Source organism: Streptomyces himastatinicus ATCC 53653 (genome assembly GCF_000158915.1).
Lineage (GTDB): Bacteria > Actinomycetota > Actinomycetes > Streptomycetales > Streptomycetaceae > Streptomyces > Streptomyces himastatinicus.
Genome location: NZ_GG657754.1, coordinates 9,218,235 through 9,237,121, shown reverse-complemented (window position 1 = coordinate 9,237,121; position 18,887 = coordinate 9,218,235). Strand labels below are relative to the sequence as shown.

The following is an 18,887-nucleotide window of genomic DNA, read 5'->3' as shown; positions in this document are numbered from 1 at the left end:
TGATCGACCCGACCATGGACCTCGAGGCCTGTTTTTCGGCGTCGACTCCATCAAGCGCGTCCAGGTGCTGGGTTCCATCCAGGAGCGGATGCCCGACCTCCCGGAAATCCGGCTGGAACAGCTCGGAGAGTTGCGCACGGTCGATCAGATCGCCGACTACCTGGCCACCGGAGAGGGTGATGTCGACCCAAAAGGCCGTGACGCCGGGGCGAGCGCGCCCCGGCAGGCCGTCGACCTCGTGGGGCTGCCCGCGGTCGACGTGATCGAGCGGCCGTACCCGGCGGAGCCGGTGGCGGTCCTCCTGGACGAGGGCGGCGCCGACGGCGACGCGCTCGCCACCGCGCTGAAGGACCAGGGCTGGTCGGTCCGCCGGACGACGCCCGGGGACGACGCGGCGCACACCGGCCGCGTCGACCTGTACATCACGCTGGTGGACGCCGCCCAGGACTGGCCGGACGCCGAGCAGCGGCTGACCGGGGCGATCCTGACCGCCGGACGGGCCGCCGATACGCTCGACCCGGCCACCGGGCGGGCCGGGTTCGTCACCGTCACCCGGCTCGACGGCGGCCTCGGGCTGCACGGCCGCCGCGGTGCGGTCGCGTCCCTGGTGGGCGGCGTCGGCGGGGTCGTCAAGACCCTGGCGGCCGAGCGGCCCGCGCTGTTCTGCCGCGCGCTCGACATCGAACCGGCGCTGTCCGACACGGAGTTCACCGCGGCGGTGCTCACGGAGATACGTGACGCGGCCCGGGACACCCTCGAAGTGGCCGTCGACGAACACGGCGCCCGCTGGACCGTGGTGCCCGGCAGCCACGGCGAGGCCCACCGGGTCACCACCGTGGACCTGGACGGCGAACTGCCCGCCACCGCCCTGACCGAGGCGGACCTGCTGCTGGTCACCGGTGGCGCCCGGGGCGTGACCGCCGAGTGCGTCCGCGCGCTCGCCGCACACGCCCCCGCCCGCTTCCTGCTGCTCGGCCGCACCGAGCTGGAGCCGGAGCCGTCGTGGGCGGCCGGGATCGCCGACGCCGACCTCCAGCCCGCCGTGATCGCCGGTCTCGCCGCGGACGGGGCCCGCCCCACCCCGCGCGAGGTGCGCCGGGTGCACGGCAGCCTGCTCGCCCAGCGGGAGATCCGCGCCACGCTGGCCGCGCTGGGCGACCGCGGGGAGTACGTGGCCGTCGACACCACCGACCGGGCCGCCGTCCAGTCGGCGCTGGCCGAACACCGCGACCGGATCACGGGCGTGGTGCACGGCGCCGGGGTGCTCGCCGACGCGTTGCTGCCGGACAAGACGTCCGAGCAGATCGCCCGGGTCCTCGCGCCCAAGCTCGACGGGCTGCGCCATGTGCTGGACGCGCTGGACGGCGACGCGCTGCGCCATCTGGTGCTGTTCACCTCGGTGGCGGGCCTGCTCGGCAACCCGGGCCAGGCCGACTACGCGGCGGCGAACGAGGCCCTGTGCCGGTTCGCGGCCGGATGGCGGCATGCCCACCCCGGGGCGCGGGTCACCGCGATCGACTGGGGCGCCTGGGACGCCGGGATGGTCACCCCCGAGCTGCGGGAGCTGTTCACCGCCCGTGGCATCCCGCTGCTCGACCCGCGGGTCGGCGCGCGGGCGTTCGTCGGCGAGTTCGCCGGGCCGCCCACCTCCGAGGTGTGCGTCCTGGTCGGCGAGAACACCGCGCTCGGCGGAGGCCGGCCGGGGCTGGCCCCGGCGTTCTCCGCCCACCGTGACATCACCGGCATCGACGCCGATGAGGTCATCCAGGCGCATCGGATCGGCGAACACGCCGTGCTGCCCGCCACGTTCGGCCTCGGCTGGCTGGTCGGCGTCGCGGAGCGGTCCCACCCGGGCCTGCGGGTGGTGCGGGCCCTGGACTTCCAGGTGCACAAGGGCATCGTCTTCGACGGCACGCGCCACGACGGCTTCCGGGTCCAGGCCGAGGCCGAGGAGGGCCACGGGGACGAGGTGATCGTCCGCGCCGCGGTGCGCAGCCGGTCGTCCGCCGGGGCGCTGGTCTCGCACTACGCCGGTACGTTCCTCCTCGCGCCCGAGCCGCCGGAGGCGCCCGTGATCGACGTACCGCCGGTCACCGACGGGCCCGAGGACGGTATCGACATCTACCGCGAGGCCACCCAGTTCCACGCCCCGCGCCTCCAGGGCATGCGTCGTGTGCTCGACCGTTCGGCGGACCGCATGGTGCTGCTGTGCCGTCTCGCCGACGCGGACGTGGCCGGTGGCGCGTACGCCGGGCGGCTGCACAGCCCGGTCCTGGCGGACGTCATCCTCCAGGGCCCGCCGGTGCTGGGCAAGGAGCTGCTCGGCGGGGCCTGTCTGCCGCTGGGCATCGGCCGGGCGGAGTGGTACGCGCCGCTGCCCGACGACGAGCCGTATCTCCTGGTGCTGGACGAGGCGCGCCAGGCGGCGGGCGGGGTCACGGTGAACGCCACCGCGGCCACGGCCGACGGGCGGGTGCTGTGCCGCTTCGCCGATGTCACCGTCGTGTCCACTCCGGACATGGCGGACAAGTTCCAGGAGTCGGTACGGCGGTGGCAGCACCAGTCGGCCGATCAGGAGGAGACGACCGCGTCATGACCGAAGTCCTGGAGTTCGAGGGCGAGCCGTTCGACGCGGTCGCCTGGACCGCTCCCCCACCCCCACAGCCCGAACCGACCGCACCATCCGCACGCCCCGAACCCCCTGCTCCGGCCGTTCCGGCCGGTGGGGCGCCGCAGCCCGGCTCCACCCTCGTCGAGCTGCGTACCGCCCTGGTCAGCGCCCATTCGGGGGCGCTCCGCGCGCAGGCGGCGCTCCAGCGCCGGCTGCTCGGCCTTCCGGGCCGGACCGCCGTGGCGGCCGGTCCGGCCCGGGCGGCCGCGGAGGGCGCGTTCAAGCCACTGGCCCGTTCGGTGGTGACCCGGCTGGGCGCCACCGAGCTGCGGCGGCTGGCCGCGGGTGACATCGCCGGGGTGTTCGGCGCCGGTTACGACCAGGAGGACCGCAACCCCGATGTCCGCCTCGCGGCCGGTGCCGACCTGGCGCTGACCGAGGTGACCGCCCTGGAGCTGCGCGGCGGCTCCGGGGGCCACGGCCGGGTGGTGGCGCGTACGGTGCCGGGCGCCGACCCCGTCGAGGCGACCGTGCAGGCCGCGCAGGTGTTCGCGCTGTTCACCGGGTTGCATCTGTGCCTCGCCGACGCGCGGTTCGTGCGCGTCGGCCCGGAGCGCACCCAGGTCGAGTCCGGCACGGACGCGGACACCGGACTCGATGTCGAGGTGGAGTGGATCGACCTGGTACCGCGGCCCGGGCTGCGGGTGCGCGCCCGGAGCGGCGGCGCCGTGGTGGCCGGGGTCGAGGTGGCCGTCCACGAGAAGCCCGGGGTGCCGGTCGGCCCCGAGCGCGGCGGCTTCCCCGCTCGGTGGCTCGGCCGCAAGAGCGCGCAGGGCGAACGGGTCCTGCTCAGCGAGTTCCAGCTCGCCCATCTCGCCCGGGGCGACCAGGGCATCGCGCTGGGCCCTGAATTCGCCCACTACACCGGGATCAAGGCGACCCGCATCCCCACGGGCGGGCTGCTGCTCGTCGACCGGGTCGTGGACATCCAGGGTGAGCGCGGGCGGCTCGACGGCGCCACGTACCAGACCGAGTACGACTCCCCCGCCGACTCCTGGTACTACGCGGACACCGCCAACGCGTCCATGCCCAACTGTGTCTACATGGAGACCTCCCTCCAGTCGGCGCTGCTCATCGGCTACCACCTCGGCGCCACACTGAGCAGGCCGCACGAGACGCAGTGCCTGCGCAACCTGGGCGGCACGGCCACCGTGCTGCACGAGGTCGATCTGCGGGACACCACCATCCGGCAGGACTCCGCGCTGGAGTCCACCACGCCGATGCCCGGCTCGACGCTCCAGAGCTTCACGTACACCCTCGCCGCGAACGGAGTGCCCTTCTACTCCGGGGAGACCCTGTTCGGCTACTTCAGCGAGCAGGCGCTGGACAACCAGACCGGCCTCGACGCGGGCCGTGACGTGCCCACCTGGCGGGACGAGAACCCCACCGCGGAGGGCCGCACCATCGACGTGGCCGCCCGGCGCGCCGACCCGGCCGCGCCGCTCTGCGCCCGCGACAAGCTCACGCTGCTCGACGAGCTGACCGTGGTGGACGGCGGTGGCCGCTACGGCAAGGGCTATCTGCACTCGACGCGGAACATCGACCCGGACGACTGGTTCTTCGCCCGCCACTTCCACCTCGACCCGGTGATCCCCGGGTCGCTCGGGGTCGAGACCGTCATCCAGGCGATGCAGGAGTGGCTGCTCGACTCCGGCCTCGGCGACGGCATGCGCGACCCCGGCTTCGTGCTGCCGGTCGGTGTGCCGTTCACCTGGAAGTACCGGGGGCAGTTCCTGCCCACTGACGGCACCGTGACGCTGGAAGTCCACATCAAGGAGATCCAGCGCAAGTCCGGGCGGCTGCGGGTCGTCGCGGACGCCAGCATGTGGAAGCCGGGGCTGCGCATCTACGAACTCATCGACATCGCCATCGAACTGCGCGAGCAGGGAGCCGCACCGTGGTGACACCGACCGACCGGGCGGCGGGCCTTGCCCGGGAGCCCGAGGCGATCTACCGCGAGCTGAATCTGCTGGACCGGCCGTGTTTCGTCGTACGGGACGAGCTGGGCGTCGGGGTCACCACCGACGCCGGGCTCGCCCGCCGGGCCCAGGTGCTGGCCGCCGTGCCGTCCCTGCCGCCCGCCTCGCTCGGCGATCCGGCCTTCCGGGCCGCCCAGGGCGTCGGCCACGCCTACCACGGCGGGGCGATGGCCAATGGCATCGCGTCCGCCGACATGGTCATCGCCCTGGCCCGGGCCGGTTTCCTGGGCTCGTTCGGCGCGGCCGGGGTGCTGACCGACAAGGTGGACACGGCGATCCGCCGTATCACCACCGAGGCACCGGGCGTGCCGTTCGCCGTCAACCTGATCCACTCCCCGAACGAACTGGCCATGGAGCGGGCCGTGGTGGAACTGTGCCTGCGCCACCAGGTGCGCTGCGTCGAGGCGTCGGCGTTCCTGGACCTCACCCCGCAGGTGGTGCACTACCGGGCCGCCGGGCTGTCCCGGGACGCCGAGGGCCGGATCACGGTGGCCAACCGGATCATCGCCAAGGTGTCCCGGGCGGAGGTGGCGGAGCGTTTCCTGCGCCCGGCCCCCGAGGCGATGCTGCGCTCCCTGGTGGAGTCCGGTGCGATCAGCGCCGAACAGGCCGAGCTGGCACGGCAGGTGCCGATGGCGGACGACATCACCGCCGAGGCGGACTCCGGCGGCCACACCGACCGGCGTCCGCTGGTCGTGCTTCTGCCCGAGCTGATCGCGGTGCGCGACCGGATCCAGCGCGAGCTGGGGTACGCGCGCCCGGTGCGGGTCGGCGCGGCAGGCGGCATCGGTACCCCGGCCGCCGCGGCGGCCGCGTTCGCTCTCGGTGCCGCGTACGTCGTCACCGGCTCGATCAACCAGGCGTGCGTGGAGAGCGACCAGTCGCCCGGGGCGAAGGAGCTGCTCGCGTCCGCCGGGGTGGCGGACTGTGTGATGGCTCCGTCGGCCGACATGTTCGAGATGGGCGTCGACGTCCAGGTGCTCCAGCGCGGCACGATGTTCCCCGGCCGGGCGCGCCGACTGTACGAGGCGTACCGGACGCACGACTCGCTCGAATCCCTCGGGGACACCGAGCGGGCCGAACTGGAGAAGCGCGTCTTCCAGCGGCCGCTGGAGGACGTGTGGGAGGACTGCGTCCGGTTCTTCGCCGAGCGCGACCCGGAGCAGATCGAGCGGGCGCGGGACAACCCCAAGCGCCGGATGGCCCTGGTGTTCCGCTGGTATCTGGGGCTGTCCTCGGGGTGGTCCATCCGCGGGGTGCCCGAGCGGGCGGCGGACTACCAGATCTGGTGCGGCCCGGCAATGGGCGCGTTCAACCAGTGGGTCGCGGGCACCCATCTCGCCGCGCCCGCCCACCGCGGGGTCGCCGAGGTGGCCACGCACATCATGCACGGTGCGGCCTTCGCCGCCCGGGCGGGACAGCTGCGGCTGGCGGGGGTGCGGCTGCCCGCCCCGGTGCGCCACGTAACCCTCCGGGTGCCGCTGACGGGGCTGATCCTGGGCAACGCGAAACGGGCCGGGACTTCGTACCTCGAAGTCCCGGCCCGTTCCGCGTCGTTGGGCTATTTGATCCCGGATCGGACGAACGCGTTGACGATGTTGCGCTGGAGCACCAGGTACAGCGCGAACACCGGCAGGCAGGCGAGCCCGGAGACGGCCATCAGCGGCCCCCAGTCGGTGCCTTCGGTGCCCATGAAGCTGCGCAGCCCCAGCTGGAGGACGGCGTTGCTGCGCTGCATCACCATGGCGGGCCAGAAGTACTCGTTCCACGCGTTGACGAACAGCACGACGGCGAGCGCCGACAGCGCCGAGCGCATGTTGGGCACCACGACGGTCCACAGCGTCGTCCACGACGAGCGCCCGTCCATCGCGGATGCCTCCAGCAGCTCGCGGGGGAAGCTCTCCAGATGCTGGCGCAGCAGCAGCACACCGAGCGCCGAGCAGAGGGTCGGGACGACGACGCCCATGAGGGTGTTGAGCAGCCCGAGCTGCATCAGCAGCACGTAGTTGGGCAGCATGGTGACCTGGAAGGGCACCAGCCACGTCCCGACGAACGCGATGTACAGCAGCCGCTTCAGCGGGAAGTTCCACGCGGCGAAGGCGTACGCGGCGAGCAGCCCGGTGAGCAGCTGGCCGACGGCGATGAGCCCGGCCATCGCCAGGGTGTTGAACAGCAGATGCGCCACGTCGACCTGGCGGGCGGCGTCCGTGTAGCTCAGGACCGACAGCGGCCAGGGCAGCGGGGAGAGCGAGTAGACGTCGCCGGGGCGGCGCAGGGACGTGGCGTACAGCCAGTAGATCGGGAAGACGCAGAGCGCGCTGAGCACCGCGAGCACCCCATGGGCGCGGACGGTGCGCAGGCGGCCGTGGTCACCGACGGCCTGTTCGGACACGGTGGGTGGACTCCTTGGCTATTCGGGCTCAGTTGTCGTGGAAGGCCAGGCGCTCGGACAGCCACACCAGCGCGGCGGCGACCAGCCCGAAGCCGACGAAGAGCAGCATCCCGGCCGCCGCGCCCATGCCCGCGTCGTAGCTGCGGAAGCCGTAGTCCCACAGCAGGTAGTAGACGTTGGTGGTGGAGTCGGCCGGTCCGCCCTGGGTGAGCGAGTCGATCAGCGGAAACGTCCACTGCGCGGACAGCAGCACGGTCATCAGCGTCAGGAAGACCAGCGTCGGGGAGAGCAGCGGCAGGGTGATCCAGCGGGTGATCTGCCCACGCGAGGCGCCGTCGAGGGCGGCCGCGTCCGCGTAGTCACCGTTGATGCCGGACAGCGCGGCGGCCACCACGAGCACGGCGAAGCCGAGCACATGCCAGCCCGTGATCATGATGATGGCGACCTGGGCGTAGCCGCTCTCCTGGAGCCAGTTCACCGAGGTGCCGGTCGCCCGGTCGACCACGCCGCCGCGCGGGTCGAGCAGCCATCCCCAGACCGCGGCACCGGCCACCGGGGCGACCAGCATGGGCGAGAACACCAGGGCCTGGTAGACGGCCCGGGACCGGCCGCCGAGCCGCCGGGTGAGCAGCCCGACGACGACGGGGATGACGATCGAGAACGGCAGCAGGCCAAGGATCACCTCGAGGGTGCGCCACAGCGCGTCGCCGAGCTCCGGGGAGTCCATCATCCGCCGGTAGTTGTCGAGCCCGACCGGCTCCATGGGCGTGGTGGGCAGCAGGTTCCAGGAGTAGAACGACAGCTGGGCGGTCTGCGCCAGCGGCCGGTACACCCAGATGCCCAGCAGGATCAGGGCGGGGGCGAGGTACAGATACGGCGGCGCCGCGCGCCGGATCGCGCGCGGCAGCGAGGGCCGCGCCGCCTTGATGGCCTTGTCCATCGGCCGGGGCGGCGCGGCAACCTCCACGAACATCTCTCACTCCATTTCGGGCGTCAGATCCTGGATGAAGCGCACCATCGCGTCGCGCTCGCTGTCGTACACGGCGGGACCCGGCTCGACGGGCAGCGCGGTGGCCACCAGGGTTCCGTCGATGAGGTCGATCCGGGTGAATCCGGCACCCTCGGCGCCGCGCAGCCTGCCGCTCGGGGACATCGCGTCCACCCGGTACGCCAGCGCGGGCGACACCCACACCGGGATGGCCCCGAGCACACCGGAGCTGGTGTGGTGGGCGTGCCCGGTGACGATCAGGCGGACATCGCTTCCGGCGACGACGGCGCCCAGCCGCTCGGCGCCGCGCAGCCGCAGCAGATGGACGGTGGGCACCGGGGACGGCAGCGGCGGGTGGTGCAGGACGAGCACCGTGCCCCGGGGCGCGGGCCGGGCCAGCTCCCCGGCCAGCCAGTCCAGCTGGGCGTCGGACAGATGGCCGTCGTGGCGTCCGGGCACGCTGCTGTCCAGCACGACGATCCGTACGTCCCCCACCCAGTGCACCCGGTCGGCGGCCTGTCCGCCGTCGAGCAACTCGGCCCGGAACGCGGTGCGTTCGTCGTGGTTGCCCGGCACGTACACCACCTCGGCGCCGAGCCGCTCCGCGAACGGGGCGATCACACCGCGCAGCCGCCGGTACGCCTCGGGGGCGCCGCTGTCCGTCAGGTCACCGGTCAGCAGCAGCGCGGACACCCGGGCCCTGGAGGCCGCCACCAGCTCGATGGCGGCCTCCAGGTTGGCGAGGGTGTCGACCTGGCCGTGCATCAGCTCACCCTCGGGAAGGATGTGGGTGTCGCTGAACTGCACCAGGGTCAGTTCGGGCACGGTCATTTCTTCGGCAGCAGCTTGGCGGCCTGCTTGCGGGCGGCCTGGAGCGTGGTCTTCGGGTCGGCGCCCTGGTAGACGGCCTTCTCCACCGCGTCCAGCATCTCGTTGCGCGCCTGGATGTAGTTCTTGCCGGGGAAGGACTGCCACGGCTCCATGCGGGTGAGCTGCTCCAGGTTGGGCTTGATCAGCGGGTTCTGCTGGGCCCAGGTCTTGAGGCCCTTCGGGTCGTCGACCAGACCGGTGCGCAGCGGCAGGTAGCCGATCTTGCTGGAGATCATGGTGTACGCCTGGTCGCTGGTGAGGAACTTGATCAGGTCCCAGGCGGCGCGCTGCTTGGCCGCGTCCTTGGCGTAGACGAACAGCGCGGAGCCGGAGTTGGTGGGGACGACCGGCTTCTCGCCGAAGCCGGGCGAGGTGGTGGCCCGCAGGTCCCACTTGTCCTTGGAGCCCTTCATGAAGAGCCCCTGGACCGCGCTGGTCTCCAGGATCATTCCCATATCGCCGCGGGCGAACTCGGTGTACGCCTGCTCCTGGTTCAGCTTGGGCGTGGCCCCGGACTTCACCATGGCCCGCGCCTGCTCGACCGTCTCGATGGCGGGCGGCTGGTCGAAGGTCAGCTGGGAGCGGTCCTGCGAGATGACCCGGCCGCCGTTGGAGCGGACCATGGACTGGAAGCACCAGTCGGTGGCGATCTTGGTCAGGCAGTCGCTGTAGTGGCCGTCCTTGCCGGTCTTCTTCTTGATGGCCAGGGCGGCCTTGGCCACCTCGTCCCAGGTCTTCGGCGGCTTGGCCGGGTCGAGACCGGCCTTCTTGAACAGGTCGGCGTTGTAATAGAGGACCGGCGTGGAGAACACGAACGGGACGCCGTAGGTCTTGCCGGACCAGTCGCCGAGGGTCTGGGCCCGGGTGGCGTAGGGGTGGGCGCCGCCGAAGTTCTTCCGTACCGCGTCCTTGCCCACCAGGTCGTCCAGCGGCTGGGCGCCGAGGCCGTTGACGGCGTAGTCCAGGTCGCCGAAGCCGAGCTGGGCGACGTCGGGCGGGTTACCGGAGGCGGTCTCGTTCTGGACGCTGGAGACGGCGTCGGCGGCCGGGTTGGGGCTGTTCCCCTGCGGCTTCTGTGCGGTCACCTTGATATTCGGGTGGGCCTGTTCGAATTTCTTGATAAGTGCGGTGAACGTGTCCGTCCACGGGCCCGCCTGTCCGAAATTGTAGCTCTCGAAGGTGATCGACACCTTCTGGTCGGCGGCGAGTTCGGGCACCGGAGAGGAACCGGACTTCTTGTCCTCGGCGGCACCGAGACCGCCGCATGCCGAGGTGCCGAACAGGATCGCGACGGCGCCCAGGGCGGCACCGAAACGGAAGCGAGAAGTTCTCACGGAATGCACGAAATGCTCCTAGCGAAGCGTATGAGCGGGCTTGTACGGGGAATTCGGCTCAGGGGATGCGGCGAATGGTTCGGATGCCGGGTCGGGACTCCAGGTCAGCCGGCGTCCGCCAGCCCGGTCGAAGAGGTGGATGTGGTGCGGCGCCACGCCGAGTCCCAGCGCGTCGCCGGTGGACATGCCGAGCGGGCGCGGTCCGCGCAAGCTGACCGCGGCGGAGCCGACGGTGCAGTGGGCGACCTCGTCGCTGCCCAGGTTCTCCACCATCCGGACCTGGGCGCGCAGCATCGGCGTCGCGGCCGGGGCGAGATGTTCGGGCCGCACCCCCAGCACCACGTCGCGCGGGGGCAGTTCACCGGCAATGCCCAGGGGGACGTCGATGTCCTGGGCCACCGCCCGCAGTTCGCCGTTCCGGCTGACGATCCGCGCGTCCATCAGGTTCATCGGGGGTGAGCCGAGGAAGCCCGCGACGAACACCGAGGCGGGCTCGTCGTAGACCTCGGCGGGCGTGCCGACCTGCTCCAGGCGGCCCGCGTTCAGCAGGGCGATCCTGGTCGCCATGGTCATGGCCTCGACCTGGTCGTGGGTGACGTACACGAAGGTCGAACCGAGCCTGCGGTGCAGACCGGTCAGTTCGGCGCGGGTGGAGGACCGCAGCTTGGCGTCGAGGTTGGACAGGGGCTCGTCCATCAGGAACGCGCCGGGGTCGCGCACCAGCGCCCGGCCGAGCGCCACGCGCTGGCGCTGGCCGCCGGACAGTTCGCGCGGGCGGCGCTCCAGCAGTTCGCCGAGGTCGAGCACCTCGGCGACCTCCGCGACCCGGCCGCGGATCTCGGGCCGCGTCCGGCGGCGGGCGCGCAGCGGGAAGCCGATGTTCCGCGCGACGCTCAGATGCGGGTAGAGGGCGTAGCTCTGGAAGACCATGGCGAGGTCGCGGTCGCGCGGCGGGGTGTGGGTGATGTCGGTGTCGTCGAGGCGGATGCGGCCCGCGGACAGCGGAGTGAGTCCCGCGATCATGCGCAGCAGGGTCGACTTGCCGCAGCCGCTCGGCCCGAGCAGGACCAGGAACTCGCCGTGCCCGACATCCAGGCTGACCCCGTCGACGGCGACGGTCCGGCCGAAGCTTTTGGTCACACCTTCGATGCCCAATCGGCTCACGAGTCAATTCCTTTCCCGCCGGGTTATGGTGCGGGAGAACCACAACAGCCACAGATGTATTCGAGGTAAACCAGTCCTGACGATATGCGCTCACCGGGCGGTGATTGATTTCTTCGATCAGCCGAGTGGAGAAGGGAATTGACAAGAAAGAGGACAGGGGTGGCCGGTCAGCATGGAACCCATGCGCTCTCGGCCCCTCCTCGCATTCATTTGTGCCGCCACATTTCTGGTCTATCTCGACACCAGCATCACCCCGGTGGCCCTGCCCGATATCCGTGCCGACGTGGGCGGTGGCACCACCGCCGGGCCATGGCTGCTCGACGCCTACACGCTGGCGTTCGCGTGTCTGCTGCTGACGGCGGGCTCGCTGGGTGACCGGCTGGGCCGCCGGAACGTCCTGGCCGTGGGCATCGCGGGGTTCACCGCGGCCTCGGCGGGCTGCGCGCTGGCCCCGGACACCGGGGCGCTGATCGCCGCGCGCGCCGCGCAGGGCGTGTTCGCCGCGGCGATCGTGCCGCTGTCGCTGGCGGTCACCTCGGGCCTGTACGACGACCCACGGCAGCGGGCCCGGGCCATCGGCATCTGGGGCGGCACCAGCGGGGTGGCGCTGGCGCTCGGACCGCTGCTGGGCGGGCTGCTGGTGGACGCCGCGGGGTGGCGCAGCATGTTCTGGATCAACATCCCCATCGGTGTGGTCGCCCTGGCCGGGCTGCTCGCCACCATGCCGCCCGCCCCGCCGTCCGGTGCCGGGCGGCGGGTGGACGTACTGGGCCAGCTGCTGTTCACCGGCGGCGGAGCCGCGCTCACCTTCGTGGCCATCGAGGGGCGCGCCCTCGGCTGGCTGTCCGCGACGGTCCTCGGTCTGGGTGCGGTGGCGGTGGCGGCGCTGGGGGTGTTCGGCTGGTGGGAGTCGCGTACGCGGGAGCCGATGCTGCCGCCCGCGCTGCTGCGCATCCCGACCGTGGCGATCGCCTGCACCGTCAACTTCCTCGGGCTGCTGGGGCTGTACGCGGTGCTGTTCCTGCTCACCACCCATTGCCAGGGTGCGCTCGGGCTGTCGGCCCTCCAGACCGGGCTGCGTTTCGTCACGCTGTTCGGCTGTCTGGCGGTGGCGGCGGTCGCCGCCTCGTCCGTGGTGGCGCGCTGGGGCACCCGTCGCACGATGGTGACCGGGCTGGTGTGCGTGGCGGCGGGGCTCGCGGGGCTCACCCTGGTGGAGACCGGCGTCGGCTACCCCGGTTACGCATGGGCGCTGGTGCTGCTCGGGGCGGGCGTCCCGCTGTCGAGCGGGGTGGTGGCGATCCAGGCCATGATGGGGGACGTGCCGCCGCGTCTTGCCGGGACCGCGTCGGGCACGGTGAACACCTTCCGGCAGTTCGGCGCCGTCCTCGGGGTCGCGCTGGCGGGGCTCCTGTCGCCGGAGCGCGGTGGCACGGTCCACGCGATGCATCTGACCTTCCTGGCCACCGCGGTGGCCGCGGCCCTGGCAGCCGCGCTGACGGCGGTGGTGCTGCCCGGGTCAGCGGCGCGGCGGCCAGTCGAAGCCGACGGGGTTGGGGACCGGAACGGCGCCCGCGGTCATGACGAGGTCGGCGAACGGGCGCACGCACGCGACTAGTTCCTCGGTGCGCGCCCGCCCCAGCGCCCGGTAGGGGCGCGCCGCCAGGCGGTCGGTGTCCTTCTCGATCCGCTCGCGGACATCGGCACCGGCCGCCGTCAGCGTTCCGTCCTCGCGCAGCCAGCCGCGGCGGACGAGTTCGCCGAACGCACCGGACCACTGGCCTTCCGTCCACTTGTGGTACTTCTCCGCGTCGGACCGCGGTGAGCGGCCGGAGGCGGCGGCCAGCACATGCGCCGCGCACGGCTCGATCTCCTGCCCGGCCAGCACCGCGACATGGCCGTCGCCCCGGTACTCGCGCAGGGTGGTCAGCGCCTGCCACAGCGCCAGATGCGGTTCGTCGGGCACCGGCAGCGCGGCGTTGGCCGCGCCCAGCGGGCGCCCGCCCGCGCCGTCCACGACGGTGGCGGCGGCAGTGGCGAGTTCGGCCGCCCGGACCAGGCCCGGGGCGCCCAGCACCGGCCCGGCCAGCCGGCGCAGCGCCGCGTCCATGGCCGCGAGCCTGGCCCGGAGGAAGTCATGCGGCGTGGCGTGGTCCCACAGGACGGGCACGGAGCGGGACACCATGGCGGGTGCCAGGTGGTAGAACACCGAGGTCGCGGCGGCGGCGCCGATGGCGCCCAGCGGTGCGGCCCGGCAGCCGAAGTACCACATCCACCGGCCGGGGAGCCCCAGCGGTGCGGTGGCCGCCTGGGTCTCCGGCGCGTAGTACAGGACGGCGTGGACCGGTTCCGCGGTGTGCCACGCGTACCGGACCAGGCTCAGTTCCACGCTCGCCGTCCCCTGGTGTCGGCCATGGCCCGTACGAGACGGTCGAGGACGTACGGCGAGGTGGCGAAGTTGAGGCGGGCGTGGCCCGCGCCGGACGCGCCGAAGAGGCGGCCCGCGCTGAGCGCCACCCTGGCCTCGCGCAACCAGAACTCCGCCGGTTCGACGGGCAGTTGGAGCTGCCGGAAGTCCAGCCAGGCCAGATACGTGCCCTCGGGGAGGCGGTAGCGGACGGTCGGCAGCAGCTCGCCCAGCAGGTCCGCGAGCAGCCGCCGGTTGGCGTCCAGGGTGCGGAGCACCCCGGCCAGCCACTCGTCGCCGTGGCGGTAGGCGGCGGTCCCGGCGACGATGCCGAGCGGGCTCACGCCCCCGGTCACCGCCACCGGCAGCGCCGCCCAGACGGCGCGGTCGCGCTCCGAGGTGACGATCGCCTGGGCGCACATCAGCCCGGGGATGTTCCAGCCCTTGGAGGCGGACACCAGAGTGACGGTGTGGTGTGCCGCGGTGTCCGACAGCGAGGCGTACGGCACATGGCGGTGCCCGGGGTACACCAGCGGGGAGTGGATCTCGTCGGCGACGACCCGGCCGCCGTACCGGTCGACCACAGCGGCGATGTCATGCAGCTCCCGCGCGGTGGCGACGGTGCCCAGCGGGTTGTACGGATTGCAGAGCAGCAGGGTACGGCCGCCCGCGGCGAACGCGCGGTCCAGGGCGGCCGGGTCGAGCGTGGGCCGCCCGTCCCTGGCGCTCATGGGCACCTCGATCAGCGGCCGCCGGGAGCCGCGTACCACGTCGGCCAGCGGCGGGTAGGCGGGCACCGGCAGGATCACCGGGCTGCCGGGCGGGGAGTGCGCCTCGAGGGCGACCCGTACGCCGTGCACCACATCGGGCAGCGGGAACACCTGGCCGGGGTCCAGCGGCCACCCGTGGGTACGGCCCAGCCACTCGGCGCACGCGGTGGTCAGGTCCCGGCGGGAGCGGTCGTCCGGGTAGCCGAACCCACCGCGCCGTACCGCTTCCTCGACGGCGTCCCGGACGGGCGGCGCCGTCCCGTAGTCCATCTCCGCGACCCATGCGGCGAGCACGTCCGGCGGGTGACGGGTCCACTTCAGCCCGCCCGTGGTCACCGGCGGTACGGGGCCAGCGGAGTCGACCGCGGTCATCCCCCGGCCACCCGTTCGGGCCGGTACTCCCTGCCGCGGGTGACCACCACAGCCGGTTCGGCCAGCACCGACAGGTCCACCAGCGGGTCGCCGTGCACGGCGATCAGATCGGCGTCGCGGCCCGGGGCGAGGCTGCCGGTGGATCCGGCCACTCCCAGAGCGGCTGCGGCGTCGCCGGTGGCGGCGCGTATCACCTCGGCGGGGGTGAAGCCGTAACCGGCCATGGTGGCGAGGGCCGTGGCGTACGCGGAGTGCGGGGTGTCACGGATACCGGCGTCGGTTCCGGCGATGAACCGCACCCCGCGGCGGCGCATCTCGCCCACCACCCGGCGGCGTTCCGTGGCGTACGCCTCGTCGCGGGCCAGCAGCGGGTTGAAGGTGCCGCACACGGGGATGCCCGCCGTGGCGATCGCGTCGGCGAGGGCGGGGTCGTAGCCGTCGAAGCCGCTCTCGGTCTGCCAGGTGCAGTGTTCGATGGTGTCCATGCCGTGGGTGACGGCGGCACGGATGCCCTCGACCCCGTGGGCGTGCGCGGCCACCGGCATGCCGAGGAAGTGCGCCTCGGCCACGGCGGCGGCCAGTTCGGCGTCGGTGAACTGGGGCAGCCAGGGCTTCGACTGGGGCGTGGTGTGCCCTCCGGTCACCATGATCTTCAGCAGATCGGCGCCCCACAGGGCCTGCTCCCCCACCATCCGGCGGATCTCGTCGACGCCCTCGCACCCTCCGCCGAGATACCAGCAGTGGCCTCCGGGCGAGGTGAGCGGCCGGGTGGCGGTGAGGAGCCGGGGGCCGTGGCCGATGCCGTCGTTGATCTCGTCGCGCAGGACGATGTCCAGGAAGCCGTAGCCGCCCAGGTCGCGGGCGGTGGTGACTCCGGCGTCGAGCAACGCGCGCGCGTTGCTCCGCATGGTGTCCAGCAGCTCGGGGCCGTTCGTCCGCCGGAGTTCCGAGACGGGGTCGGGGCCGCCGTCCATCGTGAGGTGCACATGCGCGTCGATCAGTCCCGGCAGCAGGGTGCCGTGGGGGAAGTCCACGTGTTCCAGGTCCGTGGGCAGTTCGCTGATCCGGCCGACGGCCCGGATCACTCCGCCGCCCACCACCACCCCGCCGTCGTGCAGGATCCCGCCGTCGCCGGTCAGGACCCGGGCGGCCGTGTAGAGCCTCATCGCGGAGGCTGTCCGTCCCGGAGCCATCCGGCGATCCGGGGCCCGATGACCGTACTGTCCTTGATCCACTGGAAGTGGTCGCGGTGGACGACGGCCGACGACGCGTCGATGTGCCAGCGCGTGATGTCGGCCGTCGCGGCCCGGCCGCACAGGAAGTCCACGTTGGACTTCGGGCCCAGCGGGTCCTCGTCCAAGGAGATGGCCAGCACCGGCAGCTTCAGCGCGGCCAGTTTGCGATCGTAGTCGTACGAACCGCCCCGGGGCCGGTAGTGGCTGGTCAGCGAGTGGCGGGACCAGTCGGCCATCACCCGGCCCTGCATGGCGCCGGGGATGAGCACCCCGCCGGGCCACCGCCCGGTGAACCGGGCGACCAGGCCGATCCACTGGATCTTCCACAGCGCCTCGAACCAGCGCCTGCGCTCGAACGCCTTCCAGTACACGCTGCCGGTGCCGATGATGGTGACGCTGGAGACCCGGTGCGGTGCGGTGGCACTGAACAGCAGCGCCACCTGGCCACCGAGGCTGTGCCCGAACAGATGCAGCGGCGCCTGCGGAAAGCGCGCCCCCACGGCATCGACGATCGCGGGCATGTCGACCTCGAGCAGCTCCCGGTAACCGAAGTTCGGCGCGTCGCCCAGCTTCGGGGTGGACTCGCCCTGGGCGCGCAGATCGACGGTGGCGACGGAACAGCCCGCCGCGGCCAGGGCCTTGGCCATCGGCAGGTAGAACTTGGCCTTCATCGCCATCGCGGGCAGCATCAGCACCACCGGGGCGGCCGGGTCCTGGTGCGGCAGCAGCCGGATCACGAAGCCCGCGCCGTCCGGTGTGGTCAGCCGCAGCTCTTCGAGCGCGCCGAACTCCGAGGGGCGCTCATCGCTCTTGCTCGACGTGGTCATCAGCGCTCCTGGTCCGCGCCGGTGGCCACGTCCACGACGTAGTCGAAGGTGGCCTTGGCGACGAGGACGTCGGCGTCGTCGTACATCAGCGCCTTGCCGTCCACGTCCATCCGCAGCTCGCCCTCGGCGGCCAGCACCTCGCGGATCGCCCGCTCGTCGATCAGCCCGATGGCGCGGATACGGCCGATGGCGGGCTTGCGGAAGGCAGTCCTGCTGTCCCGCAGCACGAAGCGGCGGATGGTGTGCAGCCGGGTGGCGGCGGCGCCGAGGAACGCGGCGGCACCGGCGATGTCGGCGGCGAGGAACAGGGCGCCCGCGTGCACGGTGCCCATGTGGTTCGTCAGATGCTCCGCGTCGGGCACCTCCACGACGGCGCGCTCGGGGCCGATCTCGGTGACCCGCACTCCGGCGTGGTTGCCGAACGGCACGAGGGTGGTGCACACGCGCCGGATCTCGTCGTAGTCCGGGGCGGCCGGGTCGATGTGGCCGAACGCCGCCGAGTAGGCGCCGCCGGGCTGGGTCTTCACGTCGGTGGTCACGCTCGTCATCCCCTGCTTGATCGATGGCTGAGTGATGGGTGCCTGTGTGAGCGGCTGCTGAGTGTTCGGTTCACGCATCGCGCTGGACGGTGCGCAGCACCCGGCGGCCGATGGACCAGCGCAGCACCTCGGACGCCCCTTCGTAGATCCGTACCGCCCGGGCCTCCACCAGGAAGCGGGCCACCAGATGGTCCTCGCACACCCCGAGCCCGCCGTGCAGCTGCACCGCCCGGTCGAAGACCCGCCAGACCGCCTCGGCCACGAAGGTCTTGGCGACGGATGCGGCGTGGCGGGCGTCCGAACTGAGCGGGCCCTGCTCGTCGAGGACGGTGGCGGTGGAGTGGATCAGGGCCCGGGAGGCGGCGATGTCGATCTCGTTGTCCGCGACCAGCCCCTGGGCCATGCCGTGTTCGGAGATGGGCACGCCGAAGGCGGAGCGGCCCCCGATGTGGCGGGCGGACAGCTCATGGGCGCGGGTGGCGAGGCCCAGCCAGTTCATGCACAGGGTCAGCCGGGAGGGGGCCAGCCGCGCCTGGGCGTGGTCCAGGCCCCGGCCGACCTCGCCGAGCACCGCGCTGTCGGGGACGACGCAGTCCTCGAACGCCACCTCGCTGTGGCCGCCGGGGTTGCTGTGGTCCAGGGTCGGCATCCGGCGGCCCACCTTCATGCCGGGGTTGTCCTGGTCGACCAGGAACAGGGTGACGCCGTCGTCGGTGTTGGCCACGCAGATGGTGAACGCGGCGCCCTCGGCCCCGGTGGTGAAGTGCTTCCTGCCGTTGATCACCCAGCCGTCGTCGGTCTCCTCGGCGACCGTCATCAGCATGCGCGGATCGGACCCTGCGCCGGGGGCGGGCTCCGTCATGGCGATGGCCGAGCGCACCTCGCCCGCGGCCAGCGGGGCGAGGTAGCGGCGGGTCTGCTCCTCGTCGCAGGCGTGCGCCAGCAGATGGATGTTGCCGTCGTCGGGCGCCGAGCAGTTGACGGCGAGCGGGCCGATCAGGCTGGTGCCCGCCGCCTCCATCACCAGCGCCGCCCCACGCATGTCCAGGCCAAGACCGCCGTGTTCCACGGCGGACATCGGCCCGAAGACGCCCGCCTCCTTGGCCGCCTTCTGGAGTTCCAGGCGCAGGGCGTCGTCCATGGGGCGGCCGTCCACCACCACCTCCCGCTCGACGGGGAGGACGCGGTCGTGAACGAAGGCGCGGGTACGGGCGGCGAGTTCCTGTGGACTGGGCACCGCGGACTCCTCCTCGGCTGGGCGAGCATCGGTATGTCGCGACCATCGGTATGTCGTGACCATCGGTGTGTCGCGACCATTCCGCCAGACCTCCGCGCGCGG

Annotated in this window: 14 protein-coding genes and 1 pseudogene; 4 read left to right on the top strand and 11 right to left on the bottom strand. The window is 72.5% G+C overall.

What is annotated here, in order from left to right:
* From SSOG_RS39335 to SSOG_RS39325, 3 genes and pseudogenes are all read left to right on the top strand, one after another.
* Positions 1 to 2,596: SDR family NAD(P)-dependent oxidoreductase (locus SSOG_RS39335; protein ID WP_208867419.1), on the top strand; the 2,596-nt coding region annotated here is incomplete at its 5' end.
* Positions 2,593 to 4,575, top strand: a complete 1,983-nt coding sequence (locus tag SSOG_RS39330) for a hotdog family protein (protein ID WP_009719889.1) — start codon at positions 2,593 to 2,595, stop codon at positions 4,573 to 4,575. The genes SSOG_RS39335 and SSOG_RS39330, both read left to right, overlap by 4 nt.
* Positions 4,497 to 6,050: pseudogene (locus SSOG_RS39325) on the top strand (PfaD family polyunsaturated fatty acid/polyketide biosynthesis protein); the annotation flags it as partial. The gene SSOG_RS39330 and the pseudogene SSOG_RS39325, both read left to right, overlap by 79 nt.
* Before the next feature lie 161 nt (positions 6,051 to 6,211).
* On the opposite strand, the gene SSOG_RS49725 reads toward SSOG_RS39325, so the two are convergent.
* From SSOG_RS49725 to SSOG_RS39300, 5 genes are read right to left on the bottom strand one after another with little or no spacing between them, the layout of a single operon-like run.
* Entirely contained in the window at positions 6,212 to 7,042 is an 831-nt protein-coding gene (locus tag SSOG_RS49725; protein ID WP_009719887.1) for a carbohydrate ABC transporter permease, read from the bottom strand.
* Positions 7,043 to 7,070: 28 nt separating this feature from the next.
* Positions 7,071 to 8,015 carry a carbohydrate ABC transporter permease gene (locus tag SSOG_RS39315; RefSeq protein ID WP_009719886.1) on the bottom strand — a complete coding sequence of 315 codons (945 nt, stop codon included), beginning with the start codon at positions 8,013 to 8,015 and terminating at the stop codon, positions 7,071 to 7,073.
* A gap of 3 nt (positions 8,016 to 8,018) precedes the next feature.
* A complete protein-coding gene (locus SSOG_RS39310) occupies positions 8,019 to 8,861 on the bottom strand; it encodes a metallophosphoesterase (RefSeq protein ID WP_009719885.1) in 843 nt (280 codons plus the stop codon).
* Positions 8,858 to 10,243, bottom strand: coding sequence for an ABC transporter substrate-binding protein (locus tag SSOG_RS39305; protein ID WP_009719884.1), 1,386 nt, complete (start codon positions 10,241 to 10,243; stop codon positions 8,858 to 8,860). The genes SSOG_RS39310 and SSOG_RS39305 overlap by 4 nt, the downstream gene beginning before the upstream one ends.
* A 9-nt stretch (positions 10,244 to 10,252) precedes the next feature.
* Positions 10,253 to 11,398, bottom strand: coding sequence for an ABC transporter ATP-binding protein (locus SSOG_RS39300; RefSeq protein WP_009719883.1), 1,146 nt, complete (start codon positions 11,396 to 11,398; stop codon positions 10,253 to 10,255).
* Between the two features lie 181 nt (positions 11,399 to 11,579).
* Here SSOG_RS39300 and SSOG_RS39295 point away from each other — a divergent pair, with 181 nt between their 5' ends.
* Entirely contained in the window at positions 11,580 to 13,016 is a 1,437-nt protein-coding gene (locus SSOG_RS39295) for an MFS transporter (RefSeq protein ID WP_208867418.1), read from the top strand.
* Here SSOG_RS39295 and SSOG_RS39290 read toward each other — a convergent pair.
* The 6 genes from SSOG_RS39290 to SSOG_RS39265 all read right to left on the bottom strand — a co-directional run bounded on the left by SSOG_RS39290 (position 12,918) and on the right by SSOG_RS39265 (position 18,848).
* Positions 12,918 to 13,787 (bottom strand): SCO6745 family protein, encoded by an 870-nt coding sequence (locus SSOG_RS39290; RefSeq protein ID WP_009719881.1) that lies wholly within the window; start codon positions 13,785 to 13,787, stop codon positions 12,918 to 12,920. The two genes, SSOG_RS39295 and SSOG_RS39290, sit on opposite strands and share 99 nt — an antisense overlap.
* A complete protein-coding gene (locus tag SSOG_RS39285) occupies positions 13,778 to 14,947 on the bottom strand; it encodes a MalY/PatB family protein (protein ID WP_009719880.1) in 1,170 nt (389 codons plus the stop codon). The genes SSOG_RS39290 and SSOG_RS39285 overlap by 10 nt, the downstream gene beginning before the upstream one ends.
* Positions 14,944 to 16,113: an amidohydrolase family protein gene (locus tag SSOG_RS39280; protein ID WP_009719879.1), complete on the bottom strand. Its 1,170-nt coding sequence runs from the start codon at positions 16,111 to 16,113 to the stop codon at positions 14,944 to 14,946. The genes SSOG_RS39285 and SSOG_RS39280 overlap by 4 nt, the downstream gene beginning before the upstream one ends.
* Positions 16,110 to 17,009, bottom strand: a complete 900-nt coding sequence (locus SSOG_RS39275; protein ID WP_009719878.1) for an alpha/beta hydrolase family protein — start codon at positions 17,007 to 17,009, stop codon at positions 16,110 to 16,112. The genes SSOG_RS39280 and SSOG_RS39275 overlap by 4 nt, the downstream gene beginning before the upstream one ends.
* Positions 17,009 to 17,557 (bottom strand): DUF4442 domain-containing protein, encoded by a 549-nt coding sequence (locus SSOG_RS39270; RefSeq protein ID WP_106516532.1) that lies wholly within the window; start codon positions 17,555 to 17,557, stop codon positions 17,009 to 17,011. The genes SSOG_RS39275 and SSOG_RS39270 overlap by 1 nt, the downstream gene beginning before the upstream one ends.
* Before the next feature lie 61 nt (positions 17,558 to 17,618).
* A complete protein-coding gene (locus SSOG_RS39265; protein ID WP_009719876.1) occupies positions 17,619 to 18,848 on the bottom strand; it encodes an acyl-CoA dehydrogenase family protein in 1,230 nt (409 codons plus the stop codon).
* Between the last annotated feature and the right edge of the window lie 39 nt (positions 18,849 to 18,887).

What these genes read in the sequence shown, in the direction of transcription:
- SSOG_RS39265 (WP_009719876.1), bottom strand. Translation starts at nt 18,848, where the DNA reads ATGGTCACGACATACCGATGGTCGCGACATACCGATGCTCGCCCAGCC.
- SSOG_RS39270 (WP_106516532.1), bottom strand. Translation starts at nt 17,557, where the DNA reads ATGACGAGCGTGACCACCGACGTGAAGACCCAGCCCGGCGGCGCCTAC.
- SSOG_RS39330 (WP_009719889.1), top strand. Translation starts at nt 2,593, where the DNA reads ATGACCGAAGTCCTGGAGTTCGAGGGCGAGCCGTTCGACGCGGTCGCC.
- SSOG_RS39310 (WP_009719885.1), bottom strand. Translation starts at nt 8,861, where the DNA reads ATGACCGTGCCCGAACTGACCCTGGTGCAGTTCAGCGACACCCACATC.
- SSOG_RS39315 (WP_009719886.1), bottom strand. Translation starts at nt 8,015, where the DNA reads ATGTTCGTGGAGGTTGCCGCGCCGCCCCGGCCGATGGACAAGGCCATC.
- SSOG_RS39285 (WP_009719880.1), bottom strand. Translation starts at nt 14,947, where the DNA reads ATGACCGCGGTCGACTCCGCTGGCCCCGTACCGCCGGTGACCACGGGC.
- SSOG_RS39295 (WP_208867418.1), top strand. Translation starts at nt 11,580, where the DNA reads ATGCGCTCTCGGCCCCTCCTCGCATTCATTTGTGCCGCCACATTTCTG.
- SSOG_RS39275 (WP_009719878.1), bottom strand. Translation starts at nt 17,009, where the DNA reads ATGACCACGTCGAGCAAGAGCGATGAGCGCCCCTCGGAGTTCGGCGCG.
- SSOG_RS39280 (WP_009719879.1), bottom strand. Translation starts at nt 16,113, where the DNA reads ATGAGGCTCTACACGGCCGCCCGGGTCCTGACCGGCGACGGCGGGATC.